Source organism: Sphingopyxis sp. SCN 67-31 (assembly GCF_001725095.1).
On the sequence record NZ_MEFH01000018.1, the window covers coordinates 82,735 to 104,289 of the forward strand.

General features: G+C 70.0%; 19 protein-coding genes. 16 read left to right on the forward strand and 3 right to left on the reverse strand.

What is annotated here, in order from left to right:
* Nucleotides 1-48 precede the first annotated feature (48 nt).
* Nucleotides 49-1,755, forward strand: coding sequence for a sulfatase family protein (locus tag ABS88_RS03475; RefSeq protein WP_076073462.1), 1,707 nt, complete (start codon nt 49-51; stop codon nt 1,753-1,755).
* 90 nt (nt 1,756-1,845) lie between these two features.
* Nucleotides 1,846-2,529 (forward strand): response regulator transcription factor, encoded by a 684-nt coding sequence (locus ABS88_RS03480; RefSeq protein WP_076077431.1) that lies wholly within the window; start codon nt 1,846-1,848, stop codon nt 2,527-2,529.
* Between the two features lie 194 nt (nt 2,530-2,723).
* Here ABS88_RS03480 and ABS88_RS03485 read toward each other — a convergent pair whose 3' ends face one another.
* Nucleotides 2,724-3,773, reverse strand: coding sequence for an acyl carrier protein (locus ABS88_RS03485; protein ID WP_076073461.1), 1,050 nt, complete (start codon nt 3,771-3,773; stop codon nt 2,724-2,726).
* 112 nt (nt 3,774-3,885) lie between these two features.
* Nucleotides 3,886-6,093 (reverse strand): thiamine pyrophosphate-dependent enzyme, encoded by a 2,208-nt coding sequence (locus ABS88_RS03490; protein WP_286749067.1) that lies wholly within the window; start codon nt 6,091-6,093, stop codon nt 3,886-3,888.
* A 159-nt stretch (nt 6,094-6,252) separates the two neighbouring features.
* Here ABS88_RS03490 and ABS88_RS03495 point away from each other — a divergent pair, with 159 nt between their 5' ends.
* The 8 genes from ABS88_RS03495 to ABS88_RS03530 are packed head-to-tail and all read left to right on the forward strand — an operon-like array spanning nt 6,253 to nt 13,551.
* On the forward strand, nt 6,253-6,963 hold the full coding sequence (locus ABS88_RS03495) for a DUF4129 domain-containing protein (protein WP_104960224.1): 711 nt from the start codon (nt 6,253-6,255) through the stop codon (nt 6,961-6,963).
* Nucleotides 6,960-8,189 (forward strand): DUF4350 domain-containing protein, encoded by a 1,230-nt coding sequence (locus tag ABS88_RS03500; protein ID WP_076073459.1) that lies wholly within the window; start codon nt 6,960-6,962, stop codon nt 8,187-8,189. The genes ABS88_RS03495 and ABS88_RS03500 overlap by 4 nt, the downstream gene beginning before the upstream one ends.
* Nucleotides 8,155-9,144 carry an AAA family ATPase gene (locus ABS88_RS03505; protein ID WP_076073458.1) on the forward strand — a complete coding sequence of 330 codons (990 nt, stop codon included), beginning with the start codon at nt 8,155-8,157 and terminating at the stop codon, nt 9,142-9,144. The genes ABS88_RS03500 and ABS88_RS03505 overlap by 35 nt, the downstream gene beginning before the upstream one ends.
* Nucleotides 9,141-10,466 carry a DUF58 domain-containing protein gene (locus ABS88_RS03510; RefSeq protein WP_076073457.1) on the forward strand — a complete coding sequence of 442 codons (1,326 nt, stop codon included), beginning with the start codon at nt 9,141-9,143 and terminating at the stop codon, nt 10,464-10,466. Before ABS88_RS03505 ends, ABS88_RS03510 begins: the two co-directional genes overlap by 4 nt.
* A complete protein-coding gene (locus ABS88_RS03515; RefSeq protein WP_104960223.1) occupies nt 10,466-11,512 on the forward strand; it encodes a stage II sporulation protein M in 1,047 nt (348 codons plus the stop codon). Before ABS88_RS03510 ends, ABS88_RS03515 begins: the two co-directional genes overlap by 1 nt.
* A complete protein-coding gene (locus ABS88_RS03520; RefSeq protein ID WP_286749069.1) occupies nt 11,509-12,363 on the forward strand; it encodes an RDD family protein in 855 nt (284 codons plus the stop codon). The genes ABS88_RS03515 and ABS88_RS03520 overlap by 4 nt, the downstream gene beginning before the upstream one ends.
* The gene (locus tag ABS88_RS03525; protein ID WP_076073454.1) at nt 12,350-13,051 is read left to right on the forward strand and encodes a nitroreductase; all 702 of its coding nucleotides are present in this window, start codon (nt 12,350-12,352) and stop codon (nt 13,049-13,051) included. Before ABS88_RS03520 ends, ABS88_RS03525 begins: the two co-directional genes overlap by 14 nt.
* Complete coding sequence (locus ABS88_RS03530; RefSeq protein WP_286749071.1) at nt 13,048-13,551, forward strand: hypothetical protein; 504 nt, start codon at nt 13,048-13,050, stop codon at nt 13,549-13,551. Before ABS88_RS03525 ends, ABS88_RS03530 begins: the two co-directional genes overlap by 4 nt.
* A gap of 324 nt (nt 13,552-13,875) precedes the next feature.
* On the opposite strand, the gene ABS88_RS03535 is transcribed toward ABS88_RS03530, so the two are convergent.
* On the reverse strand, nt 13,876-14,325 hold the full coding sequence (locus ABS88_RS03535) for a hypothetical protein (RefSeq protein WP_158682363.1): 450 nt from the start codon (nt 14,323-14,325) through the stop codon (nt 13,876-13,878).
* Between the two features lie 106 nt (nt 14,326-14,431).
* On the opposite strand from ABS88_RS03535, the gene gyrB reads away from it, so the two are divergent.
* The 6 genes from gyrB to ABS88_RS03565 all read left to right on the forward strand — a co-directional run bounded on the left by gyrB (nt 14,432) and on the right by ABS88_RS03565 (nt 21,513).
* The gene (gene gyrB / locus ABS88_RS03540; protein WP_076077427.1) at nt 14,432-16,975 is read left to right on the forward strand and encodes a DNA topoisomerase (ATP-hydrolyzing) subunit B; all 2,544 of its coding nucleotides are present in this window, start codon (nt 14,432-14,434) and stop codon (nt 16,973-16,975) included.
* A gap of 117 nt (nt 16,976-17,092) precedes the next feature.
* Nucleotides 17,093-17,491 (forward strand): septal ring lytic transglycosylase RlpA family protein, encoded by a 399-nt coding sequence (locus ABS88_RS03545; RefSeq protein WP_324787691.1) that lies wholly within the window; start codon nt 17,093-17,095, stop codon nt 17,489-17,491.
* Between the two features lie 178 nt (nt 17,492-17,669).
* Nucleotides 17,670-18,143 (forward strand): VOC family protein, encoded by a 474-nt coding sequence (locus tag ABS88_RS03550; RefSeq protein WP_067111019.1) that lies wholly within the window; start codon nt 17,670-17,672, stop codon nt 18,141-18,143.
* Nucleotides 18,140-18,469, forward strand: coding sequence for an ArsR/SmtB family transcription factor (locus tag ABS88_RS03555; RefSeq protein WP_076073451.1), 330 nt, complete (start codon nt 18,140-18,142; stop codon nt 18,467-18,469). The genes ABS88_RS03550 and ABS88_RS03555 overlap by 4 nt, the downstream gene beginning before the upstream one ends.
* Complete coding sequence (locus tag ABS88_RS03560) at nt 18,466-18,936, forward strand: SRPBCC domain-containing protein (protein WP_234002539.1); 471 nt, start codon at nt 18,466-18,468, stop codon at nt 18,934-18,936. Before ABS88_RS03555 ends, ABS88_RS03560 begins: the two co-directional genes overlap by 4 nt.
* A 171-nt stretch (nt 18,937-19,107) precedes the next feature.
* Nucleotides 19,108-21,513 carry a ligase-associated DNA damage response DEXH box helicase gene (locus ABS88_RS03565; protein ID WP_067111014.1) on the forward strand — a complete coding sequence of 802 codons (2,406 nt, stop codon included), beginning with the start codon at nt 19,108-19,110 and terminating at the stop codon, nt 21,511-21,513.
* Nucleotides 21,514-21,555 lie beyond the last annotated feature (42 nt).

The window sequence follows — 21,555 nt, forward strand, 5'->3', positions numbered from 1 at the left end:
GCCGCGGGATTTTCTGTTTCTGCAAAAGGACCTATACGGGAGAGTCTGATGACCTGGGATCTGGATCGCCGCACGTTCGTCGGCATGGGGGCGCTCGCCACCGCGGGGCTGGCGCTGCCAGCCTATGCGAAGAACGGCCGGAAGCTGAACGTCCTGATGATCGTCACCGACCAGGAACAGAGCATCGCCAGCTATCCCAGGGGGCTGCTCGAAAAGCTGCCCGCGCACCGCGAGCTGCTCGAGCGCGGGATGCTGGTCGAAAACTATCACGTTCACACCACCCCCTGCACCCCGTCGCGCTCGACGATCTTCCAGGGGCACCACACCCAGCAGACGGGGCTGTTCCTCAACAGCGACAACGCCCCCTATCCGGTCGCGGCGGAGACGATGCCGACGCTCGGCCACATAATGCAGGCCGCGGGCTATTACACCAGCTACAAGGGCAAGTGGCACCTCAGCCGGATCAACTTCGACCGCAACTGGACGCGCATTCCGGGCGGCATCTATCCGACCACCGAACATGCGATGGAGAAATACGGCTTCCACGACTACGGCTTCGACGGCGAGGAGGTCGGGCTGACCTGGGACGGCTATCGCGCCGACCGGTTCGTCGCCGGAGACGCGGCGCGCTCGATCTTCGACTATGCGCAGCGCGACAAGGCGGGCGGCAAGCCCTGGTTCCAGGTCGTCGGGCTCGTCAATCCGCACGACATCATGTTCTATGACGCGACCGGCAAGCAGGCCGAAAGCCGCCCCGATCCGAACATCCTGGGGCCGCTGCGCCGCGAGCCGGGCGACCCGCTCTATGCGGTCGACAACAAGTTCGACCTGCCCGAAAGCTTCTACAAGGACGATCTGTCGGGCAAGCCCGAGGCGCATCGCGCGATCGTCCGCCTCAACGACCTCTTCTACGGCGCCATGCCCCACGACGACGAGGAAAGCTGGCACCGCTTCATCAACTATTATTACAACTGCCTGCGCGACGTCGACCGCAGCATCGGCCAGCTGCTCTGGGCGCTCAAGGAAAGCGGCCAGATCGACAACACGATCATCATCTACACCAGCGACCATGGCGAGCGCGCCGGCGCGCACGGGATGCGCCAGAAGGGCGCGACCATGTACCGCGAAGAGGTCAATATCCCGATGATCGTCGCCCACCCCGATTTCGCGGGCGGGCGCACGACACGCGGGCTGATGGGCGCGATCGACCTCGCCCCGACGCTGATGAGCCTCGCGGGGCTGTCGGCGGACGAGCAGAAGACCCGTTTCCCCGGCCTGCCCGGGCTCGACGTCTCGGGGCTGCTCGCGGCGCCCACCGCGCCGACCGAGCGCGACCGGCAGGGGCATCTCTTCAACTATGCGGTCGCCCATTATTGGGAGCCGACGTCGGTCGCGGCCGACCGCGCCGCCAACCTCCCGTCGGGCGAGCCCGATTACGGCAAGCGCTTCGATCTGTCGAAGCGCCGCCTGCACCGCGGCATCCACGATGGCCGCTACAAGTTCGCGCGCTATTTCGCGCCGGCGCATCACCACACGCCGACCGACTGGAAGACGCTGACTGCGATGAACGACCTCGAACTCTACGATACGAGCTCCGACCCCGGCGAGATGGTCAACCTCGCGAACGACCCGAAGCACAAGGCGACGGTGCTCCGGCTCAACAAGATGGTCAACGCGCTCGTCGCGCGCGAGGTCGGGGCCGACGACGGCCGCGAATATCCCGGGCCGACGGAGATGTACAACCAGCCCGCCTGACCCCCGCGCCCCTGCGATCGCTTCGGATCGGCGCCGGAATCGAGCGAATCCCGCTGGGCTTTGCCGGCGTCCGCCCGCAGCATCGCGGGCGTGAGCGACAGCGGCGGCCATATCCATCTCGTCCTGCCCGACCCGGTCGAGCGCGCGGCCTGTTTCCGGCTGCTGGCGCGCGGCGCCAATCGCGTGGTGCGCAGCTTCGCCAGCGCCGACGCCTGGCTGGAGGCGCAGGACGGTGCGCGCGGCGGCATCCTGCTGCTGCGCTGGCGCCAGCCCGGCCCGACGAGCGGCGCCGCGCTGCTCGACCGGATCGCCGGGCGCGGCGACCTCATCGCCTTCGTCGCCGCCGAGCGGCTCAGCTTCGACGAAGCGCGCGCGATCCTGCGCGCGGGCGCGCGCGACCTGCTGCCCGCGCCGCTCGACCCGCGGCTCGTCCGCCGCACGGTGGAGGCGGCGCTCGACGAGTGGCGCGAACGCGAACGCGCCGCCGCGCGGCACCGCGAGGCCGCCGCCCGCCTCGCCGCGCTGACCCCGCGCGAGCGCGACATATTGGAGGCGGTCGCCGCCGGGCTCGGCAACAAGGCGATCGCGCGGCGCTTAGACCTCAGCCCGCGCACCGTCGAGGTGCACCGCGCCAGCATGATGCGCCGCGCCGGCGCCGCCAGCGTCGCCGAGTTGCTGCGGCTGCATTTCACCGTCGAGCAGGAGGGCGCGCGCGGCGGCAATCCGGTCCATTTCGGCGCAGGCGCGGCCGGCGGTGCCGCGCCCCGCCTATAAGGAGATCGAACGGCGGTCCGCCCTTGAGTTGGTCCCCATCGGCGTCGCCGTTCGTCTGCACGGGCCCAACCCCACCTGGACCGTGCGTCCCACGCGTGCCGGCGGAGGAGGTTCCACCTCCGCCGGCCGCAACCTAAAGCGGCGTGCCGTAAATCTGCATCACGCCCAATCGTTCGGATTCATGGCTCGATGCTCTACCCCGCCACCAGCGCGCGCTGCTCGGCGCGGCCCATCGCCAGCAGGATCGGGTCCGACGCCTGCCGCTCGGCAAAGGCGGCCTTGCTCGTCAGCCCCTGCCAGCCGATGCCGATCAGCGCCTGCGCGATCGCGCCGCCCAGCGTGTCGCCGGGGCCCGGCAGGATGATGACGTCGGGCGCATATTCCTTCATCGCCACCTGCACCGACAGCGCGAAATCATAGGGCGCGAGGATCTGGTGTCCGAAGCTGTAGTCCCACAGCATCGCCGGGTCGGCCGAGAAGCGCCGCCAGATATGCCCGCGCCCATCGACCAGCGGCAGCGCGGGCCGGCCGAACAGCGCCGCCGGCAGTTCGGCACGCGCGCGTTCGGCGCTGCCCGCCATCAGCGGCGTGTGGAACGGCCCGTGCCCGGCGAGCCGCAGCGGGTCGCGGCCCGGCGTCGGCGGCGCCTCTGCCAGCAGCGCGGCGAGCCCGTCCTCGTTACCCGCGAACACCAGCATCCCGGCAAGGTCGATCGACAGCGCCAGCGCATGCCCCGGCCGCGCGTCGGTCGCGGCGGCGAGCGCGAGCAGCGTGTCGCGCAGCCCCGGCACCGGCCGCCAGTCCGCATCGACGATCTGGAGCAATATCTGCCCGCCCGGCCCGTGCGCCTGGCTGTTGAGCCCCATCGCATTGGCGATGCGGAAACCGTCGGCGACCGACACCGCACCGCCGATCGCGAGCGCGCTGTACCAGCCCATCGAATTGCCGAGCGCCGCGACGACGTCGTAGCGCTCGCGGTCGATGCTCAACCAGTCGAGCAGCGTCGCGGCATAGATCAGCGGCGCCGCGACGTCGCCGCGCATATGCGTCGCGACGCTGAAGCGGTCGGCGCCGTCGAGCTCGCTCACCGTCGGCTGCCCGCGCGCGCGGCGCTGCGCGTCGAAATTGGCGATGAGGTCGGCGAAGCGTGCGCCGTGCAGCCGCGCGATGCTGCCCAGTTCGCCCTTGCCATAGGTGCCGCGCCCCGGCGCGACAACGATCGCGGTCCTCTTATTCGCGGTCATCCTGCCCTCCGTTCGTGCTGAGCTTGTCGAAGCACCGTTCTTCTCTTTCTTCTCTCTTCGGTTCAAAACAAGGACAGCCCTTCGACACGCTCAGGGCGAACGGATCTGAGGATCAGTCTCTGGCTAAAAGCTCCCGCGCCGCCGCGACGATCGAGTCCCGGCTCGGCAGCGTCAGCGTCGACGCCTTGCCCAGCGGGATGAAGCTGTCGTCGGCGGCGATCCGCGCGAGCCGCTTGCCCGGTGCGCGCTCGGCGAACAGCGCCATCAGCGCCTCGCTCTGCGACCCGGTGATCCGGCATTCGTCGACGATCAGCACCCGCTCCGCCGCGCCGGTCGCGGCGAGCAGCGCGTCGGCGTCGAGCGGCGCCAGCCAGCGCAGGTCGATCACCCGCGCCGCGACGCCCTCGGCGGCGAGCAGCTTTTCCGCCTGCCGCGACAGATAATATCCGTTGCCATAGGTGACGATGGCCAGATCGGTCCCGTCGCCATGCACCCCCGGCTCGCCCAGCCGGATCGGCACGCTTTCGCCCGGCGCCTCGTAGACGCTGGTCCACAACCCGTCGCCCTCCGCGTGCAGATCGCGGGTCATGTAGAGCGCGATCGGCTCGACGAACACCACCACCCGCTGCTCCTCGCGCGCCAGCCGCACGCATTCGCGCAGCATCGCCACCGCGTCGCGGCCGTTCGATGGCACCGCCAGGATCAGCCCCGGAATGTCGCGGAACACCGCCAGGCTGTTGTCGTTGTGGAAATGGCCGCCGAACCCCTTCTGATAGCCGAGCCCGGCGATGCGGATCACCATCGGGTTCGCATATTGGCCGTTCGAGAAGAAGCTGAGCGTCGCCGCCTCGCCGCGGATCTGGTCCTCGGCATTATGGACATAGGCGAGGAACTGGATCTCGGGCATCGGCAGGAAATCATTGTGCGCCAGCCCGATCGCGAGGCCGAGGATCGCCTGTTCGTCGAGCAGGGTGTTGACGACGCGCGCCGAACCGAAGCGCTGGTGCAGCTTTGCTGTGACATTGTAGACGCCGCCCTTCGGCCCGACGTCCTCGCCCGCGACGACGATCTCCTCGTGCGCGAGCATCAGGTCGGCAAGCGCCCACGACAGCAGCCGCGCCATGTGCATCGGCTTGTCCATCTGCGCGGCGTCGCCGCCGAACAGCGCCGCGCGATCCTCGGCCGACGGCGCGTTCGCCCGCGCGCGCTCGCGCCTCGGCGGGATCAGGTTTTCCATCACCCCGGCGGCGGTCGTGATCTTCGGCCGCCGGATCGCCGCCTCGGCCTGCCGCGCCAGCGTCGCGCCGATCTCCTCATAGGCCTCGGCGACCTCGGCCGCGGTCATCCAGCCGCGTTCGGTCATCAGCGCCGCGCCCGCCAGCAGCGGATCGCGCGCCTCGTCGGCCTCGATCAGCGCTTTCGGCAGATAGGCGCCCTGCACGTCCGACCCGGCATGGCCATAAAGCCGCACCGTGCGCATATGGAGGAACACCGGCTTGCGGGTGCGGCGCGCGAAATCCGCCGCTTCCCTCGCCCCGGCATAGGCGGAGACGAGGTCGCTGCCGTCGCACGCGATATAGTACAGCCCCGCGCGCTGGCGGAACTGCGCCGCGATCCAGCCGTCGGGGGTGCGCGTCGAAATGCCGATACCATTGTCCTCGCACAGGAAGATCAACGGCAGCGGCGTCCGCTGATACGCCGCCCAGCCCGCGGTGTTGAACGCGCCCTGTGCGGTCGAATGATTGGCCGAGGCGTCGCCGAAGCTCGCGAGCACCACCGCGTCGTCGGGCAGCGGCAGGCCGGTGCGCCCCAGCCGCCGCGCGATGCCGATCGAAAAGGCGGCGCCGACCGCCTTGGGCAGGTGCGAGGCGATGGTCGAGGTCTGCGGCGGGATGGACAGCGGCTTCGACCCGATCACCTTGTGCCGCCCGCCCGAAATCGGGTCCTCGGCCGACGCCGCGAAGCTCAGCAGCATGTCCCAGTCGGACGTCTGCCCCGGGAGCTGGCGCGCGCGCTGGAGCTGGAAGGCGTTCGAGCGATAGTGGAGGAACGCCATGTCGGTGACGCGCAGCGCCGCCGCGACCGCGGCATTGCCCTCGTGCCCCGACGACCCGATCGTGTAGAAACCCTCGCCGCGCGCCTGCAGCGCGCGCGACAGCCGGTCCATCTGGCGGCTGGTGAGCTGCGACAGGAAGATGTCGGTCGCCTCGGCGCGCGACAGGCCGACGGCGCCCGGATCGGGGGCATCGGCGCGATCGGGCAGCGCGCCCGCCGCCAGCGCCGCGAGGAATTTTTCATGCACCGCCTGTGCCGCGTCCACGCCGATCCTCCTGCTGCGCCTTCGCCATCCGGTTACACCTGTAACCATCGCCGCCTTTGCCGTGCGGTCCCCGGCGGCGCAAGCATCTCTTGCCTTGTCGCGCCGCCTCGCGCTACCACCTGTCGCGATGAGCGAGCGGCGCGGGGCCTGTTTTTTCCCATGATGGCATTGGCAATCGCCCAGGCGTCGGCGGCCGCCCAATCCGCTGCCCCATCCGCTGCGGCATCCGACCGGGGATGGCTGCTCGACCCCGAACTGATCGGTCCGGGCTTCGGCCAGACGATGGCGTCCGGCAGCATCCAGACCAGCATCCCGCCCCCGCCGCCGGTTCCCGAAACGCCCACATGGCTGTTGGCGATCGGCAGGGCGCTCGCCCGCTTCTTCGAATGGAGCGCGCCCGCCGGCAAGCCTTTGCTGTGGATCGCGGTGGCGCTGCTCGCGCTGGTTCTCCTCTATCATTTCGTTCCCGCCTTCGCGCGCGTTGTCGATGCGCTGCGCCGCCGGCGCGGCGACGCGCCCGCGCCCGACCCGGTGGGAACGGCCGAGGCGGGCGCGGCGCGCGTGCTGCTGGCGGAGGCCGACGCGCTCGCCGCGGCGGGCCGCTATGCCGAGGCGGTCCACCTGCTGCTCTTCCGCAGCGTCGAGGACATCGCGGGCCGCCGCCCCGGCCTCGTCCGGCCCGCGACGACCTCGCGCGCGCTCGCGGGGGCGCGCGACCTGCCCGGCGCGGCGCGCGACGCCTTCGGGCGCATCGCCCGCGCGGTCGAGATCAGCCTGTTCGGCGGCCGGCCGATCGACGCCGCCGCGTGGGAGCAATGCCGCACCGCCTATGCCGAGCTGACCGTCCCGCGCGCCTGGGCGCGGACATGAGTGCGGCGCCGGACGCCGAAGGCGGCTTCGATCCGCGCCTGATCGCGGGGGTGGTGGCGATCGGCGTCGTCGCCTTCATCGCGCTGTGGGCGCTCGTCGCGCTCGGCCCCCAGCTTTCGAGCGGCAACGACGGCGGCGGCCACGCGCTGTCGCGCGCTGCGCCCGGCTATGCCGGGATCGTCGACCTGATCGAACGCGCGGGCGGCGATGTCGAGCTGCGCCGCCAGCCCGGTCCGCGCACGGGCTATTCCGACCAGCCGCTGCTGATCCTGACCCCGACGCATCGCACCCGACCGGACGAACTGCGCGCACTCGCCGACCGGCAGGGCGGCCGGCTGCTCGTCATCCTGCCCAAGTGGCAGGCGATGCGCACGCCCGGGCAGGGCGGCAAGCCCGGCTGGGTCGCGCAGGCCTATCGCAGCGCGCCCTCTACGCGCCTGGTCGAGGCGCTCGTCGGCCCGGTGCGCTTCGATGCCTCGAAGGCGGGGCCGCGGGCGGTAGCCGCCGACGTCGCGGGGCGCCGCTTCACCGCGCATCTTCCCGACCGCGCGCAGACGATCGCAGGCGATGCCCTCGAAACGCTGGTCGCGGCCCCCGACGGCGGTGCGGTAATGGCGCGCGCGACCGACCGCGACCTCTATATTCTTGCCGACCCCGACCTCGTCGACAATCTCGCCTTCGCCTCGCGCCAGAAGGCCGAGGGCGCGGCGCTGCTGATCGACGCGGTCGCCGAGGATGCCGATGCCGACGGCTTCGCCTTCGACCTGACGCTGAACGGCTTCGGCGGCCAGCGGTCGCTGCTCCGCTTCGCCTTCGTGCCGCCCTTCATCGGCATCACCCTGTGCCTGATCGCGGCGGGGCTGCTCGCGCTGTGGCAGGCCTGGATGCGCTTCGGCCCGACGCTGCGCCCGCAGCGCGCGATCCCGGTGTCGAAGGCGGCGCTGATCGCGAACAGCGCCGACCTGATCCGCCAGGCGCGGCGCGAGCTCGACGGCGCCGACGCCTATGTCCAGGGCCAGCGCCGCGCCATCGCGCGGCGGCTGCACGCGCCCCCCGGCCTCGACGCCGCGGCGACCGACGCCTGGATCGACCGCCGGATGCGCGCCGACGGCCCGCGTTTCTCGGTCCTCGCACGGCGCCTGCCGCTGGCGCGGGGCCGCCACGATTTCCTTGCAGACGCACAGGCGCTGCATGCCATCAGGAAGGATCTTCTCCGTGACAGCTAGCTCCATCGACAGCGTCCACGCCCTCGGGGCCGCGATCGAGGCAGAGGTCGCCAAGGCGGTGATCGGCCAGGCCGATCTGACGCGCATGGTGACGATCGCGCTGCTCGCCGGCGGCCACGTGCTGCTCGAAGGCCCGCCGGGCACCGCCAAGACGCTGCTCGCGCAGGCCTTCGCGCGCGCGGTCGGGCTCGATTTCGGGCGCATCCAGTTCACCCCCGACCTGATGCCGGGCGACATATTGGGGTCGAACCTGTTCAACTTCCAGACGTCGAGCTTCACGCTGACCAAGGGACCGATCTTCACCGAGCTGCTGCTCGCCGACGAGATCAACCGGACCCCGCCCAAGACGCAGGCGGCGCTGCTGGAGGCGATGCAGGAACGGCGCGTGACGCTGGGCGGCGAGCCGCACGCACTCAGCCCGCGCTTCACCGTCCTCGCGACGCAGAACCCGATCGAGCAGCAGGGCGTCTATCCGCTGCCCGAGGCGCAGCTCGACCGCTTCCTGTTCAAGCTGGTCGTCGACTATCCCGACGCCGACGCCGAACGGCGCATCGTCACCGAGCATGGCGGCCGCTTCCGCACCCCGGCGGTCGCCGATTTCGGGGTCGAGCGGATCGCCGACGCCGACGCCATCGCCGCCGCGATCGACGCCACCGCGACGGTCCGCCTCGCCGACGAGATCGTCGACTATATCGTCCGCCTGATCCGCGCGACGCGCGCCAGCCCCGACCTCGAATGCGGGGCGAGCCCGCGCGCCGCGACCCTGCTCGCGCGCGGGGCGTGCGCCGCGGCGGCGCTCGACGGGCGCGACTATGTGATCCCCGACGACGTCCAGCGCCTCGCGGCGGGGGTGCTGCGTCACCGTGTCATCCTGTCGGCGGCGGCCGAGATCGAGGGCCGCGACGTCGAACAGGTCGTCGCCGCGCTGCTTGAACGCGAAGAGGTGCCGCGATGATCTACCCGACCCGCCGGGCCATCTATCTGCTACTGCTCGGCGCCCCCGCGGCGCTGCTGCTCGGGCTGGCGCGGCCCGAACTGTGGCTCGTCGCGCCGGGATGGATCGCGGTCATCCTTGCCTGCCTCGCGCTCGACGCGCTCGCCGGGCCGCATCCGCGCCGGTTGGCGCTCGACGCGCGGATTCCGCACCAGGCGGGAGTGGGGGACCCGTTCGAGCTGGCCTTCACCGCGGCGGGCGGCGCGGTGCCGCCGCGCGCCGACATGGCGCTCGCGCTCGACGAGCGGCTGGCGCCCGGCGGCCGCATCGCCGCGACGATGCGCGCGGGCGGCGCGGGCGCGATGGGCGGGGCGCTGTCGGCGACGCTGACCCTCGCGGCGGCGCGGCGCGGGCCGGCGCCGGTCGAGACGCTGTGGCTGCGCTGGGCGGGGCCGCTCGGGCTCGCGTGGAAACAGCGTCGCTTCCCGATCGGGCACGTCGTCGCGGTCGTCCCCAGCCTGCGCGCGGTGCGCGAGGAGGGGGCGCGGCTGTTCCGGCGCGGCGACTGGTTCGGGCTGCGCCGCCAGCAGCTGCGCGGCGAGGGCAGCGAGTATGAGGCGCTCGCCGAATATCATCCGGGGATGGACCGCCGTGCGATCGACTGGACCGCCTCGGCGCGCCACGGCCGCCTGCTCGCGAAGGAATATCGCGTCGAGCGCGACAACCGGCTCGTCCTGGCGATCGACGCCGGGCGGACAATGGCCGAGCCGGCGGGCGGCATGCCGCGCGTCGACCGCGCGGTGTCGGCGGCGATGCTGCTCGCCTATGCGGGGCTCAAGCTCGGCGACCGGATCAGCCTCTTCTCCTTCGCCGCGCAGCCACAGGCGCTGACCCCCGCCTATATGCACACGCGCGATTTTCCGGCGCTGCAGCGCGCGGCGAGCCGCATCGACTATGCGCCGGTCGAAAGCAATTTCACCCTCGCGCTGGCGACGCTGTCGGCCGGGCTCGACCGCCGCTCGCTGATCGTCCTGTTCACCGAATTCACCGACGCGACGAGCGCTGACCTGATGATCCGCGCCGCCGGGCGGCTGGTGCGCAAACACCGGCTGCTGTGCGTCGTGCTGCGCGACGAGGAGCTGGAGAGCGAGGAACGCCGCCGCCCCGAACAGGCGTCGGACGTCACCCGGTCGAACGTCGCCGCCGCGATGCTGCGCGACCGCCAGCGCGTCATCGCGCGGCTCCAGCGGCTGGGCGTCGAGGTGATCGAGGTGCCCGCCGACGCGATGGGTGCCAGCGTCGTCGAGGCCTATCTGGCGATCAAGCGCCAGGGCAGCCTGTGATGCCGCCCGCGATCCCGGCCCCCGAAGCGCTCGCCCGGCTCGACACGCCGAATTTCTCGACCAGCCGCTTCCGCGCCGAGCGCGAGGCCGACTGGATCGCCTTCGAAACCCTGCTCGGCCGGCTCGAACGCAAGGGCGCGAAGGCGCTGACCAGCGACGAGCTGCTGCAACTGCCCTCGCTGTACCGCGCGACGCTGTCATCGCTGTCGATCGCGCGCGCGACCAGCCTCGACCGCGCGCTGCTCGACTATCTCGAATCGCTGTCGATGCGCGGCTATTTCCTGATCTATGGCGTGCGCGAGACGCGCTGGAGCCGGGTGCGGCGCTTCTTCCGCACCGACTGGCCCGCCGCGGTCCGCGCGCTGTGGAAGGAGACGCTGATCGTCGCGCTCGTCATCCTGCTCGGCGCGCTGACCAGCTGGACGCTCGTCGCGCACAATCCCGAATGGTATTTCAATTTCGTACCCGAAGAGATGGCGGGCGGGCGCGACCCGCGCGCCACGGCCGAATTCCTGCAGGCGACGATCGGCCACGGCAAGGCGGCGGACGAACAGAACAGCGGGCTGCACATCTTCGCGACCTATCTGTTCACGCACAACAGCCGCGTGTCGATCCTGTCCTTCGCGCTCGGCTTTGCCTTCGGCGTGCCGACGATGATGCTCGAATATTATCAGGGGATCGGGCTCGGCGCGATGCTCGCGCTGTTCACGGGCAAGGGGCTGGGGGTCGATTTCGGCGGCTGGCTGTTCATCCACGGCACGACCGAGCTGTTCGCCGCCGCGCTCTCCGGCGCCGCCGGGCTGCGCATCGGCACCGCGATCCTCTTCCCCGGCGCGCGCGGCCGGCTGCAGGCGGCGTCGGAGGCGGGGCGCACCGCGGGCAAGGTGATGGTCGGCGTCATCCTCATGCTGCTCGCCGCCGGCCTGCTCGAAGGCTTCGGGCGGCAGCTCGTCACCGATACGCTGCTGCGCTACGGCATCGGGACGGCGATGCTGCTCTTCTGGCTCGCCTATTACTACCTCCCGCGGCGAAAGGACGCCGCATGACCGCCGCCGCGCGCCCGCGGCGCGACAAGGTCCGCGCCTTCGTCACGCCCGAAGGCGTCGACCTCGAACTGCGGATCGCCAGCGCGTCGCTGCGCTTCGGGGCGTTGCTGATCGACCTCATGCTGCTGCTCGCGGCGCTGGTCGTCTTCACGCTGCTCATGGTCTGGGCAGGCTTCGCGTCGCGCTCCGACCTGCTGATCACCATCTGGCTGCTCGGCGCCTTCGTGCTGCGGACCTTCTGGTTCGTCGGCTTCGAACTGGGCCAGCGCGCTGCGACCCCCGGCAAGCGCGCGATGGGTATCCGCGTCGTCGCGCGCGACGGCGGGCGGCTGACCGCCGATGCGGTGATCGCCCGCAACCTGATGCGCGAGCTGGAGATTTTCCTGCCGCTGATGATGATCGGCTTCGGCGCGGCGGAGGATATGGTGTCGGGCTGGACCGCGCTGGCGGGGGTGCTGTGGTCGGCGACGCTCAGCCTTTTCCTGCTGTTCAACCGCGACCGGATGCGGATGGGCGACCTGATCGCGGGCACCTGGGTGGTGATGGCGCAGCGCGCGAAGCTCGACCGCGACATGGCGGCGGGGACGGAGGCGGGCGACGCCCTGCGCTTCACCGATGCTGAGCTCTCGGTCTATGGCATCTTCGAACTGCAGGAACTCGAACGCGTGCTGCGCGGGCGCGACGCGCGGGTGATGCGCGAGGTCGCCGACACGATCCGGCACAAGATCGGCCGGCCGATCGCCGAAGAGGATGACGTCTTCCTGCTTTCCTATTATCGCCAGCTCAAGACCCGGCTCGAACGCAAATTGCTGTTCGGCAAGCGACGCGAGGATAAATATGCCAGCGACTGACACCCTCTCCCTTTCGGCCAGCGAGGCGCTCGCCCGCCGCCGTTCGGTGCGCGCCTTCACCGACCGGCCCGTCGACCGCGCGCTGCTCGCGCGGATCTTCGAGATCGCACAGCGCGCGCCATCGGGCGGCAACCTCCAGCCGTGGCAGGCGACCGTCGTCACCGGCGAGCGCTGGCAGGCGGTGCAGGACGCGGTCGCGGCGCGTATCGTGATGGGGCGCGAGGGGTTCCAGCCCGAATATGACATCTATCCCCGGGGGCTCACCGATCCGTGGGACAGCCGCCGCTTCGGCGTCGGCGAGGCGCTTTACGCCTCGCTCGGCATCGCGCGCGATGACAAGGCGGGGCGGATCGCCCAGTTCCAGCAGAATTACCGCGGCTTCGGCGCGCCGGTGATGCTCTTCCTCCATTGCTCGCGGATCATGGGGCCGCCGCAATGGGCCGACATGGGGATGTGGCTGCAATCGGTGATGCTGCTGCTCGTCGAGCACGGCCTTGCGAGCTGCCCGCAGGAATGCTGGGCGATGTATGGTGCGACCGTGCGGGCCGAACTGGGGCTTGGCGACGACCAGATTCTCTTCTCGGGCCTCGCGATCGGCCACGCCGACGAGGAGGCGCCGGTGAACCGCTGGCCGGTGCCGCGCGTTGGGCTGGACGAAGTCATCGACTGGCAGGGATTCGACGCATGAACCGCCCATCCATCCGCTTTCGTTCCGCCGCCGCCGCGGCGCTGCTGCTCGCGGCCGCCGGCTGCACCGCGATCCCGGCGCCAGAGGCGCCGCCGCCCGCGCCACCGCCGCCCGCCGCGGTGCCGCCGTCCCCCGCGCCGCCGCCGCCCGCCGCGGCGTGGGACGCACGCGCGCTCGACAGCGGCGCGTGGCGCTACGACGCCGGCAGCCGCACCGCCCGCTTCGTGCCCACGGGCGGCGCCAGCCCGCTGCTGACAATGGCGTGCAGCGGCGGCGCCATCCGCCTCACCGCCGGGCTCGACGGCCCGGTCGCGCTGCGCACCAGCGCGGGCACCGACCAGATCCGCTTCGATGGCGGCAGCGCGACGGTGCCGAACCGCGACATCCGCCTCGACCGCATCGCCTTCAGCCGCGGCCGCTTCGCGCTCGAAGGCGCCGGTCGCGCGCTGACCCTGCCGGTGCAGTCCGAGATCGGCCGCGTGATCGAGGATTGCCGATGAAGCGCGCTCGGAAATGATGCGCCATCCCCGCTTCCGTTCGTGCTGAAACGGTGCAGATTAACGGCTCACCGCTTTAGTATGGTGGAATCGAAGTTCTTGTCATCATCGTCACCCTGAACTTGTTTCAGGGTCCATGATCTGACCTCGACGGAAAGGCAGCGCAAAAGGGAAGGTTCGGCCATGGATGCTGAAACAAGTTCAGCATGACGAAGAATGTGGGAACTCGCCAAAACTCGAATCCCCGCAGGCCGTCGAGCAGCGCACCGTCTCCCTAAAGCCACAAAGGATAAAAATCGGACCCCCCGATACGAGTCCTTTGTCGCTTTAAGCCCCCAGCCGCATCGTGCCGCCGCGAATCCAGCCCCAACGGCACGGGCCCTGATATTCGCGCGCCGCGGGCACCGGCTTGCCGACGCCGCACATGTCCTTGTCGGTGCCCGGCGCGATGAAGACGACGCCGAACCAGGCGTCGTCGTCGGTCGCCTCGCACAGCGACACCGGCGCGCCGCCCGCCAGCTTCGCCTTGACCGCGCGCGTCTCACCCGGCGCCCAATAGACGTCGGTGCCGCCGTCCTTGACGCGGCTGACGCTCGAACAGGCGGGCAGGCTCGGCCCTTCGGTGCCGACCATCACCGGCCGGCTGGCGATCGGGTCGCCGGCCACCGCCGGGGCATTGTCGGCGGGCGGCGGCGCCGGCTTGGAACAGCCGGCGAGCGGCAACGCGATCAGCGCCAGCGCGTACAGCATCGAACGGGGAGCATATGTCTGTCTCATGCCGCGAAATTAGCCGTCCTGCGGCGTCGGCGCAACGCCCCCCGGCGCCGCGGCAAGAGGCGCATTTTCGCTTGGGTTTTGCCCCCCCGGACCCTATATGATCGACATGACGGACACTGCAGAGACGAACGCGCCGGACCACGGCGGCAAGCATCCCAACACCAATGCCTATGGCGCCGATTCGATCAAGGTCCTCAAGGGCCTCGACGCGGTGCGCAAGCGGCCGGGCATGTATATCGGCGACACCGACGACGGGTCGGGCCTGCACCACATGGTGTTCGAGGTCAGCGACAATGCGATCGACGAGGCGCTCGCCGGGCATTGCGACCTCGTTCTCATCACGCTCAACAGCGACGGGTCGGTCAGCGTCGAGGACAATGGCCGCGGCATCCCGACCGGCATCCATCCGGAAGAAGGCGTGTCGGCGGCCGAAGTCATCATGACCCAGCTCCACGCCGGCGGGAAGTTCGAGAATACCAGCGATGACAACGCCTACAAGGTGTCGGGCGGCCTGCACGGCGTCGGCGTCAGCGTCGTCAACGCGCTGTCCGAATGGCTCGAACTCACCATCTGGCGGGGCGGCGAGGAGCATTGGATGCGCTTCGAGCATGGCGACGCGGTCGCGCCGCTGGTCGTCCGCGGCCCCGCGCCGGCGGGCAAGAAGGGAACGCGCGTCACCTTCCAGGCCTCGACCGAGACGTTCAAGAACGTCACCGAGTTCGATTTCGAGAAGCTCGAACATCGCTACCGCGAGCTCGCTTTCCTCAACTCGGGGGTCCGCATCAAGCTGGTCGATGCGCGCAGCACCGAGCATGTCGTCCACGACCTCTTCTACGAAGGCGGCATCGCGGCGTTCGTCAAATGGCTCGACCGCAACAAGACCGCGCTGCTTCCCGATCCGATCGCGATCACCTCCGAACGCGACGGCATCGGCATCGAGGTCGCGCTCGAATGGAACGACAGCTATTATGAAAATGTCCTCTGCTTCACCAACAACATCCCGCAGCGCGACGGCGGCACCCATCTCGCCGCCTTCCGCGCCGCGCTGACGCGCACGCTCAACAATTATGGCGAGAAGTCGGGACTGCTCAAGAAGGAGAAGGTCAGCCTGACCGGCGACGACATGCGCGAGGGACTGACCGCGATCGTCTCGGTCAAGCTGCCCGACCCCAAATTCTCGTCGCAGACCAAGGACAAGCTGGTCAGCAGCGAGGTGCGCCAGCCGCTCGAAAGCCTGATGGCCGACCGCATGACCGAATGGCTCGAGGAAAATCCGGGCCATGCCAAGGCGGTGATCCAGAAGGTCGTCGACGCCGCCGCCGCGCGCGAAGCGGCAAAGAAGGCGCGCGAGTTGACGCGGCGCAAGGGCGCGATGGACATCGCCAGCCTGCCCGGCAAGCTCGCCGACTGCCAGGAGCGCGATCCGGCGAAATGCGAGCTGTTCCTTGTCGAGGGCGACTCGGCGGGCGGGTCGGCCAAGCAGGGCCGCGACCGCCACGTCCAGGCGATCCTGCCGCTGAAGGGCAAGATTCTGAACGTCGAGCGCGCGCGCTTCGACCGCATCATCTCGTCGAAGGAGGTCGGGACGCTGATCCAGGCGCTCGGCACCGGCATCCGCGACGAATTCAACGTCGAGAAGCTGCGCTATCACAAGATCGTGATCATGACCGACGCCGACGTCGATGGCGCGCATATCCGCACGCTGCTGCTCACCTTCTTCTATCGCCAGATGCCGGAGATCATCGAGAACGGCCATCTCTACATCGCCCAGCCGCCGCTCTACAAGGTAGCGAAGGGGCGCAGCGAGGTCTATCTGAAGGACGACACCGCGCTCGAAAATTATCTGATCGACGCCGGCATCGACGCGCTGCTGCTCGAAACCGCGGGCGGCGCGCGCTCGGGCAAAGACCTGCGCGAGCTGATCGAGCACGGGCGGCGACTGCGCGCGCTGATGCGCTACGTGCCGCGCACCCTCGACGCCGGGCTGATCGAGGCGCTCGCCTTCGCGGGCGCGCTCGATCCAGAGCTCGACGCCGCGGGCCGCCACAGCGCCGCCGAAACCGCCAGCCGCTGGCTGAACGCCGCCGAGCGCGCGCTGACCGGCGGCAACGAAGCGGTGTGGACGATCGCCGCGGTCGAGGGTGGCGGCTATACGCTCGAACGCCGCTGGCGCGGAGTCAGCGATCATCATGCGATCGACCCCGCCTTCCTCGCGAGCCAGGAGGCGCGCCGCCTTCACAAGCTCGCCGCCGAGCAGGTCGAAACCTATGCGCGCCCCGCCCGGCTGGTGAAGGCGGGCAGCGCCGCGGCCGAGGTCGAGGCGGGTCCCGACGACGAGGAGGCGGAGGCCGCCCGGACGCCCGCCGCGCGCGCGACGCCGGTCACGCGCCCGTCCGAACTGCTCGACGCGATCTTCGCGCACAGCCGCCGCGGGCTGGCGATCAGCCGCTACAAGGGGCTGGGCGAGATGAATGCCGAGCAATTGTGGGAAACCACGCTCGATCCCGCCAACCGCTCGCTGCTGCGCGTCGAGGCCGAACAGGCCGACATCGCGCACGACATCTTCGAGCGGCTGATGGGAGACGAGGTCGAACCGCGGCGCGATTTCATCCAGACCAACGCGCTGTCGGTCGCCAATCTCGACGTCTGACCGGTCCACCGCTGGCCGCGAATTCGAACCGATACGACGCCGGCCGCTTGCACCCCGCGGACGCCGCTGCTTGATGCCGCCCACGTCAAAGGGGAAGGTCTGCATATGCGGCGTTCGATGGGATTGGCCCTGGCCCTGCTGTTGGCCCCGTCCTTGTGGTCGGCCGCGCCGGCGATCGCGCAGGATCAGGGTCCGGGCGAAGCCGACGCCGGCGACGGCACCGAGATGGGCAGCGGCGTCGCCAGCTATTACAGCGACGAACTCGCCGGAAACCGCACCGCGAGCGGCGAGCCCTTCGATCCCGACGAACTGACCGCCGCGCACCGCACCCTGCCCTTCGGCAGCAAGGTGCGCGTGACCAACATCGCCAACGGCCAGAGCGTCGTCGTCCGCATCAATGATCGCGGTCCCTTCGGCCGCGGCCGCGTGATCGACGTCAGCCACGCCGCTGCTAAGGAGATCGGCATGCACCGCTCCGGCACCGCACGCGTCAACATGACCTTGCTCGACGACTGAGCGGTCGACCGGTCAGACCGAAAGGCCGATAATCTCCTCTTCTTACAGAGAGGGGTCGGTTTCAAAAAAGACAGGTGCCGCCGACAGGGCTCGAACATCGCTTTCCATCTATATATTTTCAATTTCCTGCAAATATTGTAGATATGGAAAATCATATGATTCGCAGGAGAGACGGAAAATGACCGAACAGCACCGTCCCAAGGGACTTTCGAGCGCGGTCAGCTATCGGGACAGCAAGGCCGCCTTCCGCTGGCTCGAGGCGGCGTTCGGTTTCGAGCCGCTGTTCGTGCTGCTCGACGCCGACGGCAATCTCGCGCACAGCGAGATGGGCTATGGCGATTCGGTGGTGATGGTCGGCAGCGAATGGTCGGACCATCACCGCAGTCCGAAATCGATCGGCGGCAAGAATACGCAGTCGGTGCATGTCCAGCTCGGCGCCGGCGAGGACATCGACGCGCATTGCGGCCGCGCGCGCGCCGCGGGCGCCGACATCATCGCCGCGCCCGAGACGCAATTCTACGGCGACCGTACCTATCGCGCCAAAGACCCGGAGGGGCATATCTGGACCTTCGGCGTCACTGTCGAAGCCAAAACCGCGGCGGAATGGGACGCCGAGGGCGGTTTCACCACCAAGACGCGGCTCGACGATTGAGCGCCGCGCTCGACCGCACCCTCGCCGCGCTCGCCGATCCGCAGCGCCGCCGCGCGGTCGAGCTGCTGCGCGAGCGACCGCGCAGCGCCGGCGATCTCGCTGGCGCGCTCGGCCTCGCCCCGCCCGCGATGAGCCGCCATCTGCGCGCGCTCAAGGCCGGCGGGCTGGTCGAGGATGCGCATCCCGATTTCGACGCGCGCGTGCGCATCTATCGCCTGAAGGATGGCGCGACCGACGAACTCAAGGCCTGGCTCGCCGAGACCGAGGCGCGCTGGGCGCACCAGCTCGCGGCGTTCAAGACGCATGTCGAAGGGCGGGGCACGTGAGCGGTGCGGCGGTGATCGTCGCGCTGCGCGTCGCCACGTCGCCGATGGCGGCCTTCACCGCCTTCACCCGCGACATCGGCCGCTGGTGGACGAGCCACCCGCTCTTCCCGCTGACACCGGAAGGCGACGGCGAACTGCGCTTCGATCCTCCCGGCCCCGGCGGCCGCCTCGTCACTCGCTTCGCCGACGGCACCGAGTGGGAGATCGGGGCGGTACGGCACTGGTCGCCCGGCGAACGCCTCGCCTTCGGCTGGCGGCTGCCCAGCTTCGCGCCCGACCAGACCACCGAGGTCGAGGTGCGCTTCGAGGCGGTCGGCGCCGACACGCGGGTAACGGTCGAGCATCGCGGATGGGACGGCATTCCGCAGCATCACGCCGCGCGGCACGGGTTCGAGCTGATGCTGTTCCAGCACCGGCTGGGCGAACATTGGCGAAGATTGCTCAAGGGGTTGAGCGAACTTCTCTGAACCGGTGTCGGCTTTGGGGTGGGAAGCGGTCGTTTGAGACATGCCCTGGTTTCCCCTCCCGCAGGCGGGAGGGGAGAAGAAACGTCCGCTTCCAGTCGAAAGCGAACATCCGTAGCGCTGCCGTCGGTCCGGGGGCTTGCCCCCCGCCGTCCGCGGCGCCACATCCGCTGCATGGCCCTGCCACCCCTCTTCGCCGACTGGTTTGCCGCGCGCGGATGGCGGCTGCGCGGACATCAGGCCGCCATGCTCGCGGCGGCGGAGCGCGGCGAGCATGCGCTGCTCGTCGCGGCGACCGGCGCGGGCAAAACGCTCGCGGGCTTCCTGCCCAGCCTGACCGACCTTGCGGGTCGTCCCAGCGACCGGCTGCACACGCTGTACGTCTCGCCGCTCAAGGCGCTCGCCGCCGATGTCGAGCGCAACCTGCTCGGCCCGATCGCCGCCATGGGCCTCGACATCAGCGTCGAGAGCCGCAGCGGCGACACCAGTTCGGACAGGAAGGCGCGGCAGCGCGCAAAGCCGCCGAACATATTGCTGACGACGCCCGAATCGCTGTCGCTATTGCTCTCCTGGCCCGACAGCTTCGCGATGTTCGCCGATCTGAAGACGGTGGTGATCGACGAGATACATGCCTTTGCGCCCGGCAAGCGCGGCGACCTCCTGTCGCTCGCGATGGCGCGGCTTCAGCGGATCGCGCCCGGTCTGCGCCGCGTCGGCCTGTCGGCCACCATCGCCGACCCCGACGCCTATCGCGCCTGGCTGGCGCCCGACGCCGATGCCGGGGGGGTAACGCTGGTCGAGGGCGAGCCCGGGGCCGATCCCGACATCCGCATCCTGCTGCCCGAAGGCGCGGTGCCGTGGGCCGGCCATTCGGGGCGCTATGCGGTGCATCAGGTGATGGCGGAGATCGCGAAGAACCGCACGACGATCATCTTCTGCAACACGCGCGGGCTCGCCGAGCTGATCTTTCAGGAGCTGTGGAAGGTCAACGACCTGTCGCTGCCGATCGCGATCCACCACGGCAGCCTCGACCGCGAGGCGCGGCAGCGCGCCGAGACGGCGATGGCCGAGGGGCGGCTGCGCGCGCTCGTCGCGACCGCCAGCCTCGACCTCGGGCTCGACTGGGGCGACGTCGACTGCGTGATCCAGATGGGCGCGCCCAAGGGCTCGTCGCGGCTGCTCCAGCGCATCGGCCGCGCCAACCACCGGCTGGATGAGCCGAGCCGCGCGCTGATCGTGCCCGGCAACCGCTTCGAATATCTGGAGGCACGCGCCGCGCTCGATGCGGTCGCGGCGGGCGAGCGCGATGCCGACCGCTTCCGTCCCGGCGCGCTTGACGTGCTCGCGCAGCATGTGATGGCGCTCGCCTGCGCGGCGCCGTTCGACGAGGCCGAACTGCTTGCCGAGATTCGCACCGCGACGCCCTATCGCTGGGTCGATGCCGGGCTTTTCGCGCGCCTGCTCGGCTTCGTGCGCGACGGCGGCTATGCGCTCAAGAGCTATGACCGGTTCCGCCGCCTCGCACCCGACGGACCGGGGCGCTGGCGGGTCGCGCACCCCCGGCTCGCGGCGCAGCATCGGCTCAACGCCGGGATCATCGTCGAGGCGCCGATGGCGGCGGTGCGGTTCCGGAACGGGCGGCGGCTGGGGCAGGTCGAGGAATATTTCGCCAGCACGCTGACACCGGGCGACACCTTCGCCTTCGCCGGGCTCAGCCTCGAGGTCGAGGCGATCCGCGACACCGACCTGATCGTCCGCGCGACGACGCGTCCCGCGCGCATCCCCAGCTATATGGGCGCGCGGCTCGCCATCTCGACCCGCCTCGCCGACCGGGTGCGGGCTTTCCTCGCCGATCCGGCAAGCTGGCGACGCTTTCCCGAGGATGTCCGCTTCTGGTTGGAGATGCAGGCGCTGCGGTCGGTGCTGCCGCGTCCCGGCGAACTGCTCGTCGAGAGTTTTCCGCACGAAGGCGCGCATTATCTCGTCTGCTATCCGTTCGAGGGGTGGAACGCGCACCAGTCGCTGGGGATGCTGCTGTCGAAGCGGATGGAGCGCGCGGGGCTGCAGCCGCTCGGCTTCGTCGCCTCCGACTATGCGATCGCGCTCTGGTCGCTACGGCCGGTCACCGATCCCGAGGCATTGTTCGACGCGACGATCCTCGAAGGCGAATTCGTCGAGTGGGTCGAGACATCGCACCTGCTGAAACGCGCCTTCCGCGAGGTCGCGGTGATCGGCGGCCTCATCGAGCGCCAGCATCCGGGCAAGCGCAAGACGGGCAAGCAGGTGACCTTTTCGACCGACCTGATCTTCGACGTGCTCCGCAAGTACGAGCCCGACCATCTGCTGCTCGAGGCCGCCTGGGCCGATGCGCGCGAGCGGCTGACCGACGTCGCGCGGCTCGGCGACCTGCTCGACCGCGCGGCCGGAACGATGGTGCACCAGCGGCTCGACCGCATCAGCCCGCTCGCAATCCCCGTCCTCGTCCTGATCGGCCGCGAGAATGTCGCCGCCGCCGATCTCGACGATGCGCTGCTCGGCGAACTCGCCGACACGCTCGCCGAAGCGGCGATGGGGCCCTAGGGCCACCAGAAGGGCGACTCCTCGTCCCGCTTGCCGCGGCGC

Coding starts and splice junctions, on each gene's coding strand:
- ABS88_RS03475 (WP_076073462.1), top strand. CDS start 49: ATGACCTGGGATCTGGATCGCCGCACGTTCGTCGGCATGGGGGCGCTC.
- ABS88_RS03485 (WP_076073461.1), bottom strand. CDS start 3,773: ATGACCGCGAATAAGAGGACCGCGATCGTTGTCGCGCCGGGGCGCGGC.
- ABS88_RS03495 (WP_104960224.1), top strand. CDS start 6,253: ATGATGGCATTGGCAATCGCCCAGGCGTCGGCGGCCGCCCAATCCGCT.
- ABS88_RS03500 (WP_076073459.1), top strand. CDS start 6,960: ATGAGTGCGGCGCCGGACGCCGAAGGCGGCTTCGATCCGCGCCTGATC.
- ABS88_RS03505 (WP_076073458.1), top strand. CDS start 8,155: ATGCCATCAGGAAGGATCTTCTCCGTGACAGCTAGCTCCATCGACAGC.
- ABS88_RS03510 (WP_076073457.1), top strand. CDS start 9,141: ATGATCTACCCGACCCGCCGGGCCATCTATCTGCTACTGCTCGGCGCC.
- ABS88_RS03515 (WP_104960223.1), top strand. CDS start 10,466: ATGCCGCCCGCGATCCCGGCCCCCGAAGCGCTCGCCCGGCTCGACACG.
- ABS88_RS03520 (WP_286749069.1), top strand. CDS start 11,509: ATGACCGCCGCCGCGCGCCCGCGGCGCGACAAGGTCCGCGCCTTCGTC.
- ABS88_RS03525 (WP_076073454.1), top strand. CDS start 12,350: ATGCCAGCGACTGACACCCTCTCCCTTTCGGCCAGCGAGGCGCTCGCC.
- ABS88_RS03530 (WP_286749071.1), top strand. CDS start 13,048: ATGAACCGCCCATCCATCCGCTTTCGTTCCGCCGCCGCCGCGGCGCTG.
- ABS88_RS03535 (WP_158682363.1), bottom strand. CDS start 14,325: ATGAGACAGACATATGCTCCCCGTTCGATGCTGTACGCGCTGGCGCTG.
- gyrB (WP_076077427.1), top strand. CDS start 14,432: ATGACGGACACTGCAGAGACGAACGCGCCGGACCACGGCGGCAAGCAT.
- ABS88_RS03545 (WP_324787691.1), top strand. CDS start 17,093: ATGGGATTGGCCCTGGCCCTGCTGTTGGCCCCGTCCTTGTGGTCGGCC.
- ABS88_RS03550 (WP_067111019.1), top strand. CDS start 17,670: ATGACCGAACAGCACCGTCCCAAGGGACTTTCGAGCGCGGTCAGCTAT.
- ABS88_RS03565 (WP_067111014.1), top strand. CDS start 19,108: ATGGCCCTGCCACCCCTCTTCGCCGACTGGTTTGCCGCGCGCGGATGG.